We start from the raw sequence: 15778 nt of genomic DNA on the forward strand, positions 1-15778 counted from the left end.
TTTCAGAATTCTCTTACCCTTTTGGCTATGGATTCTGCGTCAAGACCAGCCAATCTGTACAGGAAGTCTTTACTTCCAGACACCGAGTAATCGCTGACGCCAACTTTTACAAATTTTTCCGGCAAAAACCCTTCAGAGGTAAAATACTCTGCTAAAATAGCAGCGAGACCGCTTTTTACATTGTGGTCTTCCACAGTAAGTACCTTTCCCATAAGGAAGTCCTTCACATGTTCAAAAGAAGCATGAAGCGGGCAGCTAACTCCTAAAACGGTTATTTCTATTCCTTCACTTTTCAGCATGTCAGCGGCTTTAACAGCTTCAGACACCATCTGGCCGGTAGCGACTATTGTGGCATCCTTGCCTGTTCGTATAATGTCAACTTTTCCATACTCAAATTCATATCCCTCGCCAAAGAACGGCTTCCCATCGGGTCCAGAAATGGGATTTATTTTTGAACGTCCAAGAGCGATTACAAAGTTGCCCTTTTCATTTGCCGCATATCGGACAGCCCTATCTGTTTGGTTGGGGTCTGCCGGGACTATCAATTTGAAGCCGTAAAAATTCTTTAAGGCACCAATATAATCAAGACAATGGTGGGTCTTTCCATCTTCGCCTACGTCAAGTCCAACATGTGTTACAACAACTTTCAGGTTTGTCTTGTTTATATCATTTAACCGCTGTTGATTGTAAGTTTCATCTATGCCAAAAACTCCGAAATCAGTGAAGAAAGTTAGAACACCGCTCACCGACATGCTTCCTGCAAGGGTTGCTGCATTATGCTCCTGAACGCCAATCTGAATAAAATTCTCCGGCCAGATTTTCTCGAATTCTGCTGTTTTTGTCGAAGGCTTTAAGTCACAGTCAATTACAGCTATTGGTGATATGCCCTTGTTTAACTTTGCCAGATCCGCAAGAGCCTTTCCAAATGCAGAACGATTATCTGTTTTCTCGTGAGGAAGATAAAATTTGGGCTCACCTATGTTTATTGCTTTCTCTTCAAAAAATGGAATGAGTTTTTCCCGAGTTATGGGCATTTTCTTTCTACGTTCAATAAAGAATTCCAAATCGTCATTCACGCCAAGTTCAGCAAGAGCTCTGCGGCAACTTTCAAGATCCAGAGGCTTTCCATGGAAGCTTACATCATCTTCCATGAAGCTAACGCCTTTTCCCATTATTGTATGGGCTATGATGGCAACCGGAACATCTTCTTGAACAGCTTGATATAAAGCTGCGGACAGTTCTGCATAATCATGCCCGTTCACTTCCATAACCTTCCAGCCATCCGCTTCGTAATCGCCTTTAATATTTACGGGCATTGTATCAGAAGCACGCCCTGAAATCTGTGCATCGTTATAATCAATAACCACCGTAAGATTGTCCAATTTGTATTTCGCCGCAGTTCTTCGTGCTTCGGCAACCTGGCCTTTTGCCTGCTCTGCATCGCTCATAAGGGTAAAGACATGATAGTCTCTTTTTGAAAGCTTCGCAGCAAGAGCCATGCCCACACCAGCGGACAGACCCTGCCCAAGGTTACCTGTTGTCCACTCAACACCTGGAATCCCTCTTGTTATATGCCCTTCAAAAATAGATCCGGGATGCCTGAAACCAGCTATAACTTCTTCAATGTCAAAAAAGCCCAGTCTTCCCAGAGCGGAGTATACACCGGGCGATGTATGACCATGGCTTATGACTACTCTGTCACGCTCTGGAGAAAAGGGATTTTGGGGATCTATATTCGCGAATTTATATACGGTAAGATAAATGTCTATGGAAGACATCGAACCACCCGGATGGCCTGATTGTGCCACTGTAGTCATTTTTAATATGTCCCCTCTACAAAGCATCCCCAGAGTTTCCAATTCTCTCAGCTCTTCACTTGATAATTTTGGCCGGTTCACCTTTATTCTCCCTCCTCATCCAAATAAATATCATCATCTTTACTTTTTAGAAGCTCTTCGGGCGGTATTTCTCCAATTACAATTCCCTGCTTTTTTCTAAATTCATCAAAGGGAACTTTTATTATATTGCCTTCATCTGTTACCATTGATATCTGTTTCAAGAATATATTCACGTTCAACAATTTGCAGGTTTTTCCGTCGTACTCAATCAAAGAACCTTCATCCGGGATATCTCGGAGCTCTTCTTCATAATGCTGTTGCTCATAAGCGAGGCAACATAACAGTCTTCCACAGCGACCGGATATCTTCGCCGGATTAATTAGCAGTTGCTGCTTTTTTGCATGTTTAAGGGTGATGCTCTCAAATTCCCTCTTAAATCTGACACAACAGGCTACCTGACCACAAAGGCCCACGCTGCCTTTCATTTTCACTTCGTCTCGAATACCAACCTGTCTGAGTTCTATCCGGATTTTAAACATTCTCGCAAGATCTTTTACCAGTTCTCTAAAATCCACGCGGCTGTCAGCACCAAAATAAAAGACTATTCTTGATCTGTCAAACATGTATCTGGCTTCAAGCAGTCTCATAGGGAGCTGATGTTCCTTGATTTTTTCGAAGCATTGCTCGAAGGCTTCTTTTGAATCCATTTGGTTTTTTTGATGCTGTTTTTCATCTTCCTCAGTCATTTTTCTCAAAATCGGCTTTATGTCTTCAATATGGTCTATACGCATGTTCACAGGTCCATGGCGCACAACTCCCACATCAAGACCAAATTCCGTCTCGGCAATTACTTTGTCTCCCGGCTTAATGCTCTGGTTATCCACAGTGAAAAGATATAACTTCCCTACCGGGTGAAATTCGACTCCACAAACTTTACCGTATATTTCAGGCATTTTCATCCCTCCAGATACTTCTTTCCAAGATAAAAAGAGCTCTATGTATTACCAGGTCTTTATTCAAGGAAGAAACCTTTCTCCTTATTAAAGAATTAATCCAGAGATAATCATCTTCTTTAAGGTAAAAACCAGAATTCACAAGAACCATCAGCCATTCTAACAGGTCAAGGTTAACGATTCTGTTCCAGAATGATGTATGTGAAATGATAAGAGCATCCTGCATTATACTTCTGAGAGATTTTACAAATTCGCGTATATTCAGGAAAGCATCTCCTGTGTTCAGGGCATTTTTCAATGCATTAAACATAGAAAAAAACTCTCCATCCCCTTTTTCAAGAAACCTTCTTATGATTTCTATGTGAACTTTTCGCAGTTTCAAAAACTTGATTTCATCAAGATCTGCTTTTTCAAGCTCTGTCATTATCTTTAAAAGCTCCAGAAATTCAAGGGATTCATATCCGATCAGCTCTTCAATGACGTTGCTGATGTCATTTGCAAGGCAGAACATCAGTATTTCATAATTTTCAAAACAGGCGCCATGGATATATTTTACTCTTTCTCTATATTTCAACTTAAGCTCTTCAATTGGCTCAGATGGCGTTTTTATATCGAAAACAAAGCACCTGCTTCTAATTGTCGAAAGCATGGAGTTCCATGAAGTGCTGGCGAGCAATATTACTGCATAATCTGGAGGTTCTTCCAGGAGTTTTAAGAAGGCGTTCGCAGCTTCAACCGTTACTCTTTCAGCTTCATATAAAATCGCGTATTTTCGTTTTCCTTCCAGAGGTTTATGAATGAAGAAATGCTCAAGCCCTTTGATCTCTTTTATGCCTATATTCCCTCCAGAAGGCTCAACAACCAAAAGGTCCTCAACAGAACGCCTTTTATTCCAATTTTCCTCGCTCTCAACTATTTCAAGGGCAGCTCTTTTCAGTATTGCGCTTTGCTCTCCAACAAGAGCTATACTAATGCCTTTACCCTCTGAAATCAACTTTAAAATCTTATCTTTAATCTCCTTTTGAATAATCATCATGTTTTAATTATAACGGAATATTTTTGGGAATATGGTATATTTTCTTGTATGATTCTGAATCTTTGTTTCTTTTAATGCATTCAGTCTTTGAAAAGGGAGGGAAAATGAGTGAGGGAAAAAACATTTGTTTATTTAAAACCAAACACCATACAAAGACAGTTAGTAGGCGAAGTGTTAAGGAGATTCGAACGCCGGGGGTTGAAAATTGTTGCTATGAAAATGCTCTGGTTAAGCCGGAAGCAGGCCGAAGAGTTGTACAAAGAGCATAGGGGAAAAGATTTCTATGAACCTCTAATAAAGTTCGTTACAAGCAGCCCCATTATAGCCATGGTTCTTGAAGGTGATCACGCTGTCAAACTTGTGCGCCATACAATTGGCAGCACCGATCCAATGGAAGCCAGCGGAGGAACCATTCGCGGCGATTTTGCTATTTCAGTGCGAAAGAACATCGTGCATGCTTCAGATAGCTTAGAAAGCGCTAAGCGCGAAATTGCGCTTTTTTTCGATGAAAGTGAAATCTTTGATTATCAATTGCCACTGGAGGAGCATTTTTGATGCTTGTCGCCCGTCTAAAAAAGCACAAAGAGAAAAAATTGCTGAACGGGTATCCCTGGGTTTTTGAAGATGAAGTGGAAGAGCTTCAGGGGAAAGCATTTCTTGGAAGCGAAGTCAATGTTTTTTCTTCAGAATATAGGTTTATTGGCAAAGGCCTGTACAATCCCTTTTCTCGTAGAAGCATCATGTTTTTAACCACAAAAGAAGAGCCTATTGATGAAGAGTTTTTTCTTTCACGTCTGACTGGAGCATTAGCCTGGCGCGAAAAAATATTCAACGAACCTTATTATCGTCTCTTTCATAGTGAAGGTGACGGTCTTCCAGGGTTCATAGCTGACCGGTATGGTGATATTATTGTGGTACAATTCCGCAACGCCATTATGGAGCTCTTCAAAAGCAAAATTGTAAGTAACCTGGTCGATATTGTAAGCCCTGTTACGGTATTTGAAAGAAGCGATTTTCAAATGCTGGCAGGCGAAAAAACTCAAAGAAACGTAGGGCTTCTTTATGGAGCTGAACCGCCGGATTCAGTCATAATAAAGGAGAATGAAGTATCTTATGTTGTAGATGTTGTCAGAAGCCAGAAAACCGGGTTTTTCTTTGACCAAAGGGATTCAAGGCTTTTTGCGCGCAGGATTGTATCCGAGTTTGATCTCAAAAGGGGTCTGGATCTTTTTACATACACAGGTGGTTTTGCTTTGAACATGGCTCTTGGAGGAGCACAGGTGATAGCGGTTGACAAATCTGATTTTGATCTTGAGCTTGGAAAGAAAAATGCTGCCTTGAATAAGTTCTCAAAAAAGATTGAATTCATTAGATCCGATGCCTTTGAATATTTGGAGACTTTGGAAAAAAGAGAGCAATTTGATATAGTAATCATAGACCCTCCTTCCCTAATCAAGGGAAAGCACGAAATCCCAAAGGGTATAAAATTGCTTACAACGCTTGTGGAAAGAAGTCTTGAGGTAATAAGAAGCGAGGGTGTAATTGGGCTTTGTAGCTGCGCATACAATCTCACACTTGATCATCTTGTGGAAGCGCTACGTAAAGCTTCTGTCGATAAAGGTATATATTATAGGTTTCTTGGGATTACCTATCAGTCCAGAGATCATCCCTGGTTGCTTCAGATTCCCGAAACTCTTTATTTAAAATGTTTATGGGCGGTCGTGGAAAAGAGGTGAAGTGCAGTGCCTGATTGCTGGACACACTATCTTCATGGCACCCGGGCTTTGAGAGAACTCAGATTTGATTTTAACAATGAAGAAGAAGCTGGATTGTTTGTCCTTGGTATTATCGGTCCTAATGTATTCTACTATGTCCCGGATAATCCAGAATATCTAATGCTCGGGAATAAGTTACACTCCCAGAAGTGTGGCAAATATCTGCGCACATTTATAAAAGAACTTTTCAAAACACAGAGGGCTTATATCTACGGACTGATATGCCACCATACTCTTGACAGGTTGACTCATCCTTACATCATTTCACAAGTCGGAAGTGGTTCAAAACATTATGAATTTGAAAAAGCCATAGATGCTGAAATGGTAAAGCGGGTTTTGAGGAAGCCGATTTCCGAAGTTAGCTTTGCCGATAAAATCCCTCACGAAGTGCCCCCAGAACTCAATGAGCTTTATTTTCATGTTGCTTATGAATTCTTTAAAATAGACAATATAAGCTTTTCTGAAGCTGTTGAAGACACCAGAGCTTTTATTCAAAACGAAGAAAAGGGCGGGGGATTTTTAAGCATTTTTGGCCGGTTGTTGAGAAGGTTTTCCGGTGAAACGAAATACGGTGGGTATGAAGGCATGGATGTATTAAATCTGAACAAGCGTTCCTGGTTCCATCCCACCACCGGCTGGGAAAGCAGAAATACTTTTCTTGATCTTTTTGAACAGGCAGTTGAAGACTCAAAAAAATTGATAGGGAATTCTTTGAAATACTCAATGCCTCCTGATGTTCCTGACCTTTCTTTCATGACAAACCTTCCCTGCGTTGATTACTAAGTGGGATGTGATATTTATGAAAGTTCTTGGATTGGTGTTAGCAGGTGGAAGAGGGGAGAATCTGCGTCCTTTCACAGACATTAGAGCCAGTGCCGCGTTACCTATATTCGGAAAATACAGGGCGATTGACTTCACTTTGAGCAATATGGTAAATGCAGGTATTTCAAAGGTGGGAATAATTACCCAATATAATCCCAGAAGCCTCATGGACCATATCGGATCTGGCAAAGAATGGGATCTTGACAGAAAGCAAGGAGGTCTATTCTTTCTTCAACCATTTTTCAGGCTTTCCAGCCAAAGCATTGGCTACAAAGGAACAGCAGATGCAATATTTCAAAACATGACTATTTTAAGGAGGGGAAATGAGGATTTTGTCCTCATAGGCTCCGGAGACCACATATACAAAATGGATTTCCGTGATCTTTTTAGAGCTCATATAAACAATGGTGCAGATATCACACTCCTTAGCGTCCCCTTTAGTGAATCTTCAAAAGATATCATAAGGGTAGAAGGGGGGAAAGTCATCAACTGGTACAGAGATATAACTCCCTCTGATATTGAAGAAAAAGAGAACCTGAGCGAATCAGCAGGGGTTTACTTTATCAATAAATTCCTGCTGAGAGAGTTGCTCTTTTCATGCGTTCCAGACGGAAAAGACAACCTTGTGGAAATTATTTCCGAAAATTTGAGTTCACTGAAGGTTATGGAATATAAATTTAAAGGATTCTGGTCTAATTTGACGACTGATGTCTCGAAGTACTTCAAAACAAACCTCGATATTCTCAATCCAGATATCAGGAAAGAGCTCTTCTATAAACACGGAAAAGTCTACACCAAGCTTAAAGATCTCCCTCCACCTAAAATAACTACAACAGGAAGAGTATCAAATGCTCTTGTAAGCGATGGCTCTATCATCTCCGGATCAGTAATAAACTCCGTTATTTTCAGAAATGTGAAAATACTTTCCGGTGCAGTGGTTGAAAATTCAATAATTATGGAAGGCTGTGTTATTGAAGAAGGAGCAAAGCTGAAAAACGTCATAATGGATAAAGATGCCAGAGTTAGATCAAGCAGGAAACTCCTTGGGAGTACTGAGATCCCGGCTGTAGTAGAGAAGTCAGGAGTCATTTGAGCGGGGTGATAAAATGACAAAGAGCGTAGTTGCTATGATTCTGGCTGGAGGGCAAGGAACAAGGCTCGGGTTACTAACTGACGAGGTTGCCAAACCAGCTGTCCCTTTTGGTGGCAAATACAGAATCATAGATTTCACACTGAGCAATTGTGTTAATTCAGGTATTTTTGATGTGGGAATACTAACACAATATCGCCCCCATGTTTTAAGCAAGCATATTGGTATTGGAAGACACTGGGATCTGGATCGCAAAGATGGCGGAGTGGTAATGCTTCCACCCTTCCAGGGACGCAGCGACGCTGACTGGTATTCAGGAACCGCAAACGCTATATACCAGAATATAGACTTTATTGACTCGCTCAATCCTGAAATTGTGCTTATCCTATCGGGAGACCACATATATGCGATGGACTACAACGAAATAATAGATTTTCATTTTTCAAAAATGGCAGATGGCACAATAGCTTGTATGAGGGTTCCTATTAGTGAGGCTTCCCGTTTCGGGTTGATGGTTACAAATTTCGAAGGCAGAATAACAGAATTTCAAGAAAAACCTCAACAACCAAAATCAAATCTGGCTTCCCTTGGCATATATGTTTTCACATGGAATTTCTTGAAGGAAAAACTCATAGAAGATGCGCATGACCAGAATAGCGGCCATGATTTTGGAAAAAACATCATTCCCAAAATAGTTTCAGAAGACTCAGGAAGGCTCTTTGCTTTCAGCTTTGAAGGTTATTGGAGGGACGTTGGAACTTTGCAGGCATACTGGGAATCCAACCTCGAATTGACAAGGCCTGTTCCCGGATTGAACCTTCATGATCCAACATGGCGTTTCTATACCCATTCGGAAGAATATCCACCTGCATATTTTTCGTCCGGGGCAAAAATAAGAAGTTCTCTGATCAGTGAGGGATGTGAAGTACATGGTATTGTCGAAAATTCACTTCTCTTTCAAGGCGTCAAGGTAGGCAAAGATTCCATTATAAAAGATTCGGTAATTATGACCAACTGTATTATCGGGCAAAACTGTACCATCGAAAAGGCCATAATTTCAGAAAGGACGATAATAGGAAATAATGTGCAACTTGGTATCGGAGAGGAAAAGCCAAACAAAATATCTCCTGAGATATACAATGGCGGCTTGGTAGTTGTAGGGTCGGATGTAAAAATCCCGGATGGTGTTAAAATAGGTAAAAATACGGCAATATGGAACTACGTGAGGGAAAGCCAATTTAAGGGAGTGGTGCTTTCTGGAGAAATCCTTTATCCAGAAGAGCGGTAGCGCAAGCATCTTGCTCTTGATTGGACTGTTCGTTGCTTCTTTCTGCTTTCTTGGATTTATAAGTATTTCACATCTTGAGCTCTCAATAGAAAGGCAGTTGATTGATTCATTGAACCTTTTTCTCGATTCCCAATCTTTTGCTTATTCACCCAATACGCCTACAAGGTGTATAATTGAAGATGAAAAATGTGATATAACAATTGGAAAAAAGGGAAATGCCAAACTCATTGATGCAACGTTGACCTCAGGAGTTTTATCCTTTGAAATTCAGTTCATAAGCAATATTTCATATTCCAATTTTAAGAAAGGGGGAAGCAAGAAATGAAGAAACTTCTGGTAATCCTTTTGGTACTTCTTTCGGTTTTTGTAATGGCAGAGAAACTCACCATTCTCCACATCAATGACACACACGGCCATGCGTGGACTTTCAGCGAATATAAAAACCCCGACATTGGTGGTTTCGCACTTATTGCAACCCTTTTGAACCAGTTCAGAGCTGAAAATCCCAACACTCTTTTCCTTCACGCTGGCGATTTGAACACAGGCGTTCCTGAATCTGACCTTGTCGACGCGGCTCCTGATATTGTCGCGCTCAATCTGATGAAACTCGATGCCATGGCATTGGGAAACCATGAATTCGACAACTCACCGGAAGTCCTGGCAAAACAGATGAACTGGGCTCACTTCCCATTTTTGAGTGCCAACATTTACAAAGATGGGGAACCCGCATTTACCCAATATGTCATCAAAGAAGTTGGAGATATTAAAGTTGCCATTGTCGGTTTCACAGCGGAGGAAACGGAAATTCTTGAGGCCCTTTACGCCCAGGACTATGAATGGAAGGACGTTGTTGAAGTGGCAAAGGAGCTTGTACCGGAACTCCGGAAACAGGCAGATATCGTAGTTGCTCTTGTACACCTTGGTGATGCTACACCTATTAAAGGGGTCAATTCTCATGAGCTTGCCGAACAGGTTGACGGAATTGACGTAATCGTTGATGGACACAGCCATTCTCTTTACGAAAAACCAGAAGTCATCAACGGTACGCTTATCGTATCTGCCGGCGAATGGGGAAAATACCTTGGTAAACTCGATCTCGAAGTTGAAAGTGGTTCGATAACCTTTGTTAGTTACAAAGCGATACCAATAAAGCTTGCTGACATTGCACCGGACTTTGCTGTTTCCACTGTACTGGATTACTTCAAAAAGCTCGGAGATGAAAAGCTCGACACTGTTGTTGGTGAAACAGAGATCCTCCTCGAAGGAACCAGAGAAATTATCCGAAATCAGGATACAAACCTTGGACACCTTATAGCTGATGCTATGGTCTGGAAAACAGGTGCTGATTTAGCTATTACAAACGCCGGTGGTATAAGGGCTTCGATAAATCCAGGACCAATAACTTACAGGAACATTCTAACTGTTCTCCCGTTCGGTAACACGGTATACCTTGTCAAATTAACTGGAGAACAGCTTATGGAGGTTCTTGAATACACTGCTACAATTCCTGAAGGCAAAGGAGCCAGACCTCAGGTTTCAGGGCTCAGCTATAAGATAGAAAACGGAGAAATAATGGACGTTCTGGTCAATGGAGAACCTCTTGATATGGAAAAGGTCTACACTCTTGTCACAAACAATTACATGGCAGCCGGCGGAGATGGCTATTCCATGTTTAAGGGTCTCGAAGGCTATGATACTGGCTTTGTGCTTGCAGATGTTGTGATGAACTATATTTCCGAAATCAGCCCGATTACCGAGTATGACGATACACCAAGAGTAATAAAAGTTCAAACAGAATAAAAGGTTAAAAGAAAACTCTGTAATATAATAGGGGCGCAAGCCCCTATTATATTTGTGGAGGGATTTTTTGTATATAAGACTCTCAGCCGGTACCGCTGCAAAACTCGGATTAAAAAAATTCAAATTCACTATTCCAATGCCAACAGCATATCTCATGATCGGAAACCGCTGTTTATTCAACTGCTTTTATTGTGCGCAAGCAAGAGAATCCAGAGCGGACGTCTCAAAGCTGTCAAGAATAGTATGGCCTCAGTATGAATTGAAAACTGTACTGGAGATACTGGAGAACCAAAAACCCTTCTCCCGATTCTGCATCCAAGCAGTTTCCGGGAAAAAATCCAAAGACGAAACCCTTGTGCTTATTGAAAAACTCTCGAGATTTAAAATTCCGATATCTCTATCTGTTAGGCCACGAAATATGGAAGAAGTCAGAGCTTACTTTTCAAAAGGTATAGAGAGAATAGGTATAGCTGTGGATGTTATCTCGCCGGAGCTTTTCAAAAAGTACCGGGGTGGTAGTTACGAAAAACATTTAGGGATGTTGTTTGAAGCGGCGAAGGAATTTGAAGGCAGAGTAACCACTCACGTAATTATCGGTTTGGGTGAAAAAGAAAAAGACGTGATAGACTTTATACATCGATGCTATACTCAAAATATTGAAGTCGGGCTTTTTTCTTTTACTCCCGTAAAGGGAACGGCTTTAGAAAAACTTCCTCAACCGGATATTAAGAAGTACCGAACCGTTCAAGTCGCGAGATATCTTTTAAAAAAAGATCTGAAGTGTTATGAGAAATTTCATTATGATAAAGAAGGAAAACTGCTTGATTTTGGAATAGATGTTTCTTCTGTAAATCTCGAAAAGGCATATAGAACCTCTGGATGCCCGGGCTGTACTCGCCCTTTTTATAATGAAAGACCCGGCAAAGAGATTTATAATGTGTTCGCGTAGAAATAGATTTTTTCAGCGAGGTGGTTTAATGTGAGACTCTTAACATTCAGAGGGGGTGTTCACCCTCCAGAGAAGAAGGAGCTTTCGGAGCACCGTGAATTAACAAAAGCCCCTTTGCCTGAATTGGTTTATGTTTTTCTGGCTAATCACACCGGCGTTCCGGCAAAACCATTAGTTGACGTAGGCGAAAAGGTGTTGACCGGGCAAAAGATTGGAGAAGCAGCGGGATTCATTTCTGCAAATATTCACTCACCGATTACCGGTGTGGTAAAAGAAATCTCAAAAGTATACCATCCCGTTCTCGGCAAACCTGACAACGCAATCATTATAGAACGTCGAGGCGAAGATAGCTGGCAATTATTAGAACCTCAAAAACCCTATGAAGAGTTTGAACCACAGGAAATAATTGAAAGAATTAAAGAAGCAGGTATTGTAGGGCTTGGGGGTGCCATGTTCCCCACAAGCGTGAAATTAACACCACCCAAAGAAAAGAAGATCGACCTCCTCATAATCAATGGTGCAGAATGCGAACCGTATCTTACGGTAGATTATCGCTTGATGCTGGAAAAATCAGAAAAATTGATTAGAGGAATACAAGCCTTGATGAAAGCTCTTGGTGTAAAAAAAGCGATAATTGGCATTGAGAATAACAAACCAAAAGCAATTGCGGAATTGAAGAAAGCTTCCAAAGGCACCGGAATAGAAATCGCGTCATTAAAGACCAAATATCCACAGGGAGCTGAAAAGCAATTGATTTACGCTATAACAAAGCGCGTTGTTCCATCCGGTGGATTACCCATGGATGTGGGGGTAGTGGTTCAAAATGTGGGTACCGCCTTCGCTGTTTATGAAGCTCTCGAAGAAGGCAAACCCCTTGTGGAGAGAGCGGTAAGCATTACAGGAGAAGCTGTCAGAGAACCTGTAAACGTTATAGCTCGAATAGGAACTCTCGCAAGCGAACTCATAAAATTGGCAGGCGGTATTAAAGAAGATGAGGTTGACAGAGTCATATTCGGAGGGCCAATGATGGGAATCGCTGTTCCCCGCATTGATATCCCAATAGTGAAAGGAACTTCCGGAATCACTGTTATGCCAAAGGAAATCACCCCTTCTAAAGAAGTCTACCCCTGCATCAGATGTGGTAGTTGTTTTATGGCATGCCCCATGAATTTACAACCTTTTTCTTTAAACCTGTACGCAACAAATAGGCTATATGACAGAGCCGTTGAAAATGGCCTTATGGATTGTATTGAATGTGGGAGCTGTTCATATGCTTGCCCTGCTAACATAGATCTTGTAAAGAACATCAAACTTGCCAAAAAAGTTTACAGAACCCTCAAAGGAGGGAAGAAATGATGAAGTTGACAGTAGCTGCTGCTCCTCATTTGAGATCAAAAGATGATGTCAGAAAAGTGATGCTTGATGTCTTGATAGCCCTTATTCCTGCATCAGTTGCGGCTGTGATTTTTTTTGGAATGCAGGCTCTTTTGTTGATCGTTGTTTCTATGGTATCAGCAGAATTGATTGAGTTCTTCATAATGAGAGTGCTCAGAGAGAAGAAGGACTTCAAGCCCGATTTCAGCGCTTCGGTAACCGGTTTGCTGCTTGCACTCAACCTCTCTCTTGCTGTAAGCTGGTGGCAGGCAGTAATTGGTGCCATTGTTGCTATCGGCATTGCCAAACACGTATTTGGAGGCCTTGGAAAAAACTTCTGGAATCCTGCTCTTATAGGAAGAGTTTTTCTTTTAATGTCGTTTCCGGTTCAGATGACTACATGGTTCAAACCCTTTGATCTTGAAACCACCGCAACGCCTATGGCAATACTAAAAGAAGGCGGCGCTTCTCTGCCACCTTTAAAGGAGATGTTCTTTGGTGTAATCCCGGGATCTCTGGGAGAAGTCAGTGCATTACTGTTGTTAATCGGATTTGCTTATTTAGTATTAAGAGGTCGTATTAAGCTGTTTATACCTCTTAGCTACGTTGGAAGCGTTGCATTGATTTCCTGGATTTTTTATGCGATAAATTCAAGCTATGGAAGCCCTCTCTACCATATTCTTGGTGGCGGTCTCATGCTTGGAGCACTCTTCATGGCCACTGATATGGTCACCAGTCCTATGTCACCCCTTGGGCAACTCATCTTCGGAACAGGTTGTGGGTTGATAACAATGGTCATAAGGTACTTTGGCGGATATCCTGAAGGTGTTTCTTTCTCCATTTTGATTATGAATTCCTTCGTGCCACTTATCGATATGGCAACAAGGCCCAGAAGGTTTGGAGAGGTGAAAGCCAATGCGTGAATATTTTAAGATGGGATTTGTATTGATGATAATTACGATCATAGCAGGTCTGGGTTTGGCATTGGTATATAGCCTTGTTAAAGAGCCCATTGAAAAAGCTGAATTGGCCGCTAAAATCGACGCCATACGCTTTGTTTTAACAGACTCAACCACGGGAAAATTACTTATTCCAGAAAATGAAATCCCCAAGGATAGAACAACCCTGGCCAAATATGAATGGACTCCCATGCCATCTGAAGAAGGCATCATGTTTTCCTCGACTACCTGGAAAGGGAAGGTACAATCGCCAGGCTACATCTTCGAAACCAAGGATGGAGCAAAGATTTATGTCCTAACAGGTCAGGCAGTTGGTTATGGTGGAAATGTAGTCAGTGTTGCGGCTTTTCTCTCCACACCTCAGGGATTGAAGTTAAATGCGATAAAAGTCATGGAGTATTCGCAGGAAACTCCGGGACTTGGCGCAAATATTGCCCGTGATGACATTCAAAAACGTTTTTACCCCATATCTTCGGAAGGGTTGGAAAAAGGGATTAAAGTCAATAAAGATGCTGGCATTATTGTCCCACCTGACGAATATCAGCAGGCGAGAGATACCAATGGAGTGGTGCAGACGAGTGATGTAATGACAGGCGCAACTATCACACCGCGCGCAGTTGTCAATTCTATAAACACCATGTATGAGTTTTTGAAAAAGGCAGGTGTTAAATAATGGCCGCCAGTAAAGTCAAGACCTTTACAAACGGTTTTATAGCACAAAACCCTATTTTTGCTCAGGTCCTTGGCATGTGTCCAACACTTGCAACCACCACGAGCGCAGGAAATGGCCTTGGAATGGGCCTTGCTACAACAAGCGTGCTTGTCATGTCAAATGTTGTAGTGTCGCTTATAAGAAAATTTATTCCCGAAAAAATTAGAATACCTGCATATATCGTTATTATTGCCTCTTTTGTAACCATAGTGGATTTATTAATGCACGGTTTTACTTATGAACTCTGGAAAACACTGGGGCTTTTCATTCCGCTTATTGTTGTTAACTGTATCATACTGGGTCGCGCTGAGTCCTTCGCTTCCAAAAATAGTGTGGGAGCATCTTTCCTCGATGGTCTTGGAATGGGCCTTGGCTTTACAGGCTCCCTTGTTCTCTTGGGAAGCGTCAGAGAGTTCCTTGGAAATGGAAGCATCTTTGGATTCCATTTTTCCGATGTAAAGATGTTTGCAATGATTCTCCCGCCAGGAGCATATATAGCCCTTGGAGTGCTTGCCGGCATGTTCAACTTTATAGGTATTAAGAAAGCAAAAGCGGCTAAGGCTAAAGCCGCAAAGTGAGGGGTGAGATATAAATGTCTGTTGGTGCGAGACTTTTTTTCATATTCCTTTCAGCACTGCTGGTAAATAATTTTGTGCTTTCACGATTCCTTGGCATATGTCCTTTTCTCGGCGTTTCCAAAAAAGTAGACACTGCTGTAGGTATGAGCCTGGCGGTTATTTTTGTTATGGTTATGGCCTCAATAATCACCTGGCTGTTGAATTTATTGCTGGTAGCAATGGGTCTGCCTTTTTTAACGACTATCGTGTTCATACTTATAATAGCCGTTCTCGTTCAGTTCGTTGAGATTGTCCTTAAAAAAACCAGCCCGGGTTTATATGATGCGCTCGGGATATACCTTCCTTTGATAACCACGAATTGTGCCATTCTTGGCCTGGCTTTACTGAACGTGCAACAGGAATATAGCCTTGTTGAAACAATTGTTCACGCCCTTGGCGCCGGGTTGGGATTCGGGCTTGCTCTAGTGATTTTCTCTACGATAAGAGAGAAAATGGAATTATATGAAGTCCCGGAATCCTTCAAAGGCACAGCAAGTGCATTGGTTTCAGCAGGTCTTTTGTCTATGGCTTTTATGGGATTTCAGGGACTAGTGAAACTGTGAGG

General features: G+C 41.6%; 16 protein-coding genes. 13 read left to right on the plus strand and 3 right to left on the minus strand.

Going from position 1 to position 15778, the window contains the following annotated elements:
- Nucleotides 1-2: 2 nt before the first annotated feature.
- From AT15_RS04165 to AT15_RS04175, 3 genes are read right to left on the minus strand one after another with little or no spacing between them, the layout of a single operon-like run.
- Nucleotides 3-1898: a transketolase gene (locus AT15_RS04165; RefSeq protein ID WP_084251472.1), complete on the minus strand. Its 1896-nt coding sequence runs from the start codon at nt 1896-1898 to the stop codon at nt 3-5.
- 2 nt (nt 1899-1900) lie between these two features.
- Nucleotides 1901-2791, minus strand: coding sequence for a PSP1 domain-containing protein (locus AT15_RS04170; RefSeq protein ID WP_068346676.1), 891 nt, complete (start codon nt 2789-2791; stop codon nt 1901-1903).
- Nucleotides 2784-3785, minus strand: coding sequence for a hypothetical protein (locus AT15_RS04175; RefSeq protein ID WP_068346678.1), 1002 nt, complete (start codon nt 3783-3785; stop codon nt 2784-2786). Before AT15_RS04175 ends, AT15_RS04170 begins: the two co-directional genes overlap by 8 nt.
- A gap of 150 nt (nt 3786-3935) precedes the next feature.
- Between AT15_RS04175 and ndk the strand changes: the two genes are divergently transcribed.
- From ndk to rsxA, 13 genes are all read left to right on the plus strand, one after another.
- Nucleotides 3936-4382, plus strand: coding sequence for a nucleoside-diphosphate kinase (ndk, locus tag AT15_RS04180; RefSeq protein ID WP_068346679.1), 447 nt, complete (start codon nt 3936-3938; stop codon nt 4380-4382).
- Nucleotides 4382-5563, plus strand: coding sequence for a class I SAM-dependent rRNA methyltransferase (locus AT15_RS04185; protein WP_068346969.1), 1182 nt, complete (start codon nt 4382-4384; stop codon nt 5561-5563). Before ndk ends, AT15_RS04185 begins: the two co-directional genes overlap by 1 nt.
- A 6-nt stretch (nt 5564-5569) precedes the next feature.
- Nucleotides 5570-6385, plus strand: a complete 816-nt coding sequence (locus tag AT15_RS04190; protein ID WP_068346681.1) for a zinc dependent phospholipase C family protein — start codon at nt 5570-5572, stop codon at nt 6383-6385.
- 16 nt (nt 6386-6401) lie between these two features.
- Complete coding sequence (gene glgD / locus AT15_RS04195; protein ID WP_068346683.1) at nt 6402-7517, plus strand: glucose-1-phosphate adenylyltransferase subunit GlgD; 1116 nt, start codon at nt 6402-6404, stop codon at nt 7515-7517.
- 13 nt (nt 7518-7530) lie between these two features.
- Nucleotides 7531-8802, plus strand: a complete 1272-nt coding sequence (locus AT15_RS04200; RefSeq protein WP_068346685.1) for a glucose-1-phosphate adenylyltransferase — start codon at nt 7531-7533, stop codon at nt 8800-8802.
- Nucleotides 8803-8812: 10 nt separating this feature from the next.
- Nucleotides 8813-9127 carry a hypothetical protein gene (locus AT15_RS04205; protein ID WP_068346687.1) on the plus strand — a complete coding sequence of 105 codons (315 nt, stop codon included), beginning with the start codon at nt 8813-8815 and terminating at the stop codon, nt 9125-9127.
- Nucleotides 9124-10602, plus strand: coding sequence for a 5'-nucleotidase C-terminal domain-containing protein (locus tag AT15_RS04210; RefSeq protein ID WP_068346689.1), 1479 nt, complete (start codon nt 9124-9126; stop codon nt 10600-10602). Before AT15_RS04205 ends, AT15_RS04210 begins: the two co-directional genes overlap by 4 nt.
- Nucleotides 10603-10669: 67 nt before the next feature.
- Nucleotides 10670-11551, plus strand: a complete 882-nt coding sequence (locus AT15_RS04215; RefSeq protein ID WP_068346691.1) for a radical SAM protein — start codon at nt 10670-10672, stop codon at nt 11549-11551.
- A gap of 30 nt (nt 11552-11581) precedes the next feature.
- The gene (gene rsxC / locus AT15_RS04220; protein ID WP_068346694.1) at nt 11582-12907 is read left to right on the plus strand and encodes an electron transport complex subunit RsxC; all 1326 of its coding nucleotides are present in this window, start codon (nt 11582-11584) and stop codon (nt 12905-12907) included.
- Nucleotides 12907-13848 carry an RnfABCDGE type electron transport complex subunit D gene (locus AT15_RS04225; RefSeq protein WP_068346971.1) on the plus strand — a complete coding sequence of 314 codons (942 nt, stop codon included), beginning with the start codon at nt 12907-12909 and terminating at the stop codon, nt 13846-13848. The genes rsxC and AT15_RS04225 overlap by 1 nt, the downstream gene beginning before the upstream one ends.
- On the plus strand, nt 13841-14557 hold the full coding sequence (locus tag AT15_RS04230; protein ID WP_068346696.1) for an RnfABCDGE type electron transport complex subunit G: 717 nt from the start codon (nt 13841-13843) through the stop codon (nt 14555-14557). The genes AT15_RS04225 and AT15_RS04230 overlap by 8 nt, the downstream gene beginning before the upstream one ends.
- Nucleotides 14557-15174: an electron transport complex subunit RsxE gene (gene rsxE / locus AT15_RS04235; protein WP_068346698.1), complete on the plus strand. Its 618-nt coding sequence runs from the start codon at nt 14557-14559 to the stop codon at nt 15172-15174. Before AT15_RS04230 ends, rsxE begins: the two co-directional genes overlap by 1 nt.
- A gap of 14 nt (nt 15175-15188) precedes the next feature.
- Entirely contained in the window at nt 15189-15776 is a 588-nt protein-coding gene (rsxA, locus tag AT15_RS04240; protein ID WP_068346700.1) for an electron transport complex subunit RsxA, read from the plus strand.
- The last annotated feature ends 2 nt before the right edge of the window (nt 15777-15778 follow it).

The organism is Kosmotoga arenicorallina S304, from assembly GCF_001636545.1.
Lineage (GTDB): Bacteria > Thermotogota > Thermotogae > Petrotogales > Kosmotogaceae > Kosmotoga_B > Kosmotoga_B arenicorallina.

What these genes read in the sequence shown, in the direction of transcription:
- AT15_RS04170 (WP_068346676.1), bottom strand. Translation starts at nt 2,791, where the DNA reads ATGCCTGAAATATACGGTAAAGTTTGTGGAGTCGAATTTCACCCGGTA.
- AT15_RS04185 (WP_068346969.1), top strand. Translation starts at nt 4,382, where the DNA reads ATGCTTGTCGCCCGTCTAAAAAAGCACAAAGAGAAAAAATTGCTGAAC.
- glgD (WP_068346683.1), top strand. Translation starts at nt 6,402, where the DNA reads ATGAAAGTTCTTGGATTGGTGTTAGCAGGTGGAAGAGGGGAGAATCTG.
- AT15_RS04200 (WP_068346685.1), top strand. Translation starts at nt 7,531, where the DNA reads ATGACAAAGAGCGTAGTTGCTATGATTCTGGCTGGAGGGCAAGGAACA.
- AT15_RS04210 (WP_068346689.1), top strand. Translation starts at nt 9,124, where the DNA reads ATGAAGAAACTTCTGGTAATCCTTTTGGTACTTCTTTCGGTTTTTGTA.
- AT15_RS04225 (WP_068346971.1), top strand. Translation starts at nt 12,907, where the DNA reads ATGAAGTTGACAGTAGCTGCTGCTCCTCATTTGAGATCAAAAGATGAT.
- AT15_RS04230 (WP_068346696.1), top strand. Translation starts at nt 13,841, where the DNA reads ATGCGTGAATATTTTAAGATGGGATTTGTATTGATGATAATTACGATC.
- rsxE (WP_068346698.1), top strand. Translation starts at nt 14,557, where the DNA reads ATGGCCGCCAGTAAAGTCAAGACCTTTACAAACGGTTTTATAGCACAA.
- rsxA (WP_068346700.1), top strand. Translation starts at nt 15,189, where the DNA reads ATGTCTGTTGGTGCGAGACTTTTTTTCATATTCCTTTCAGCACTGCTG.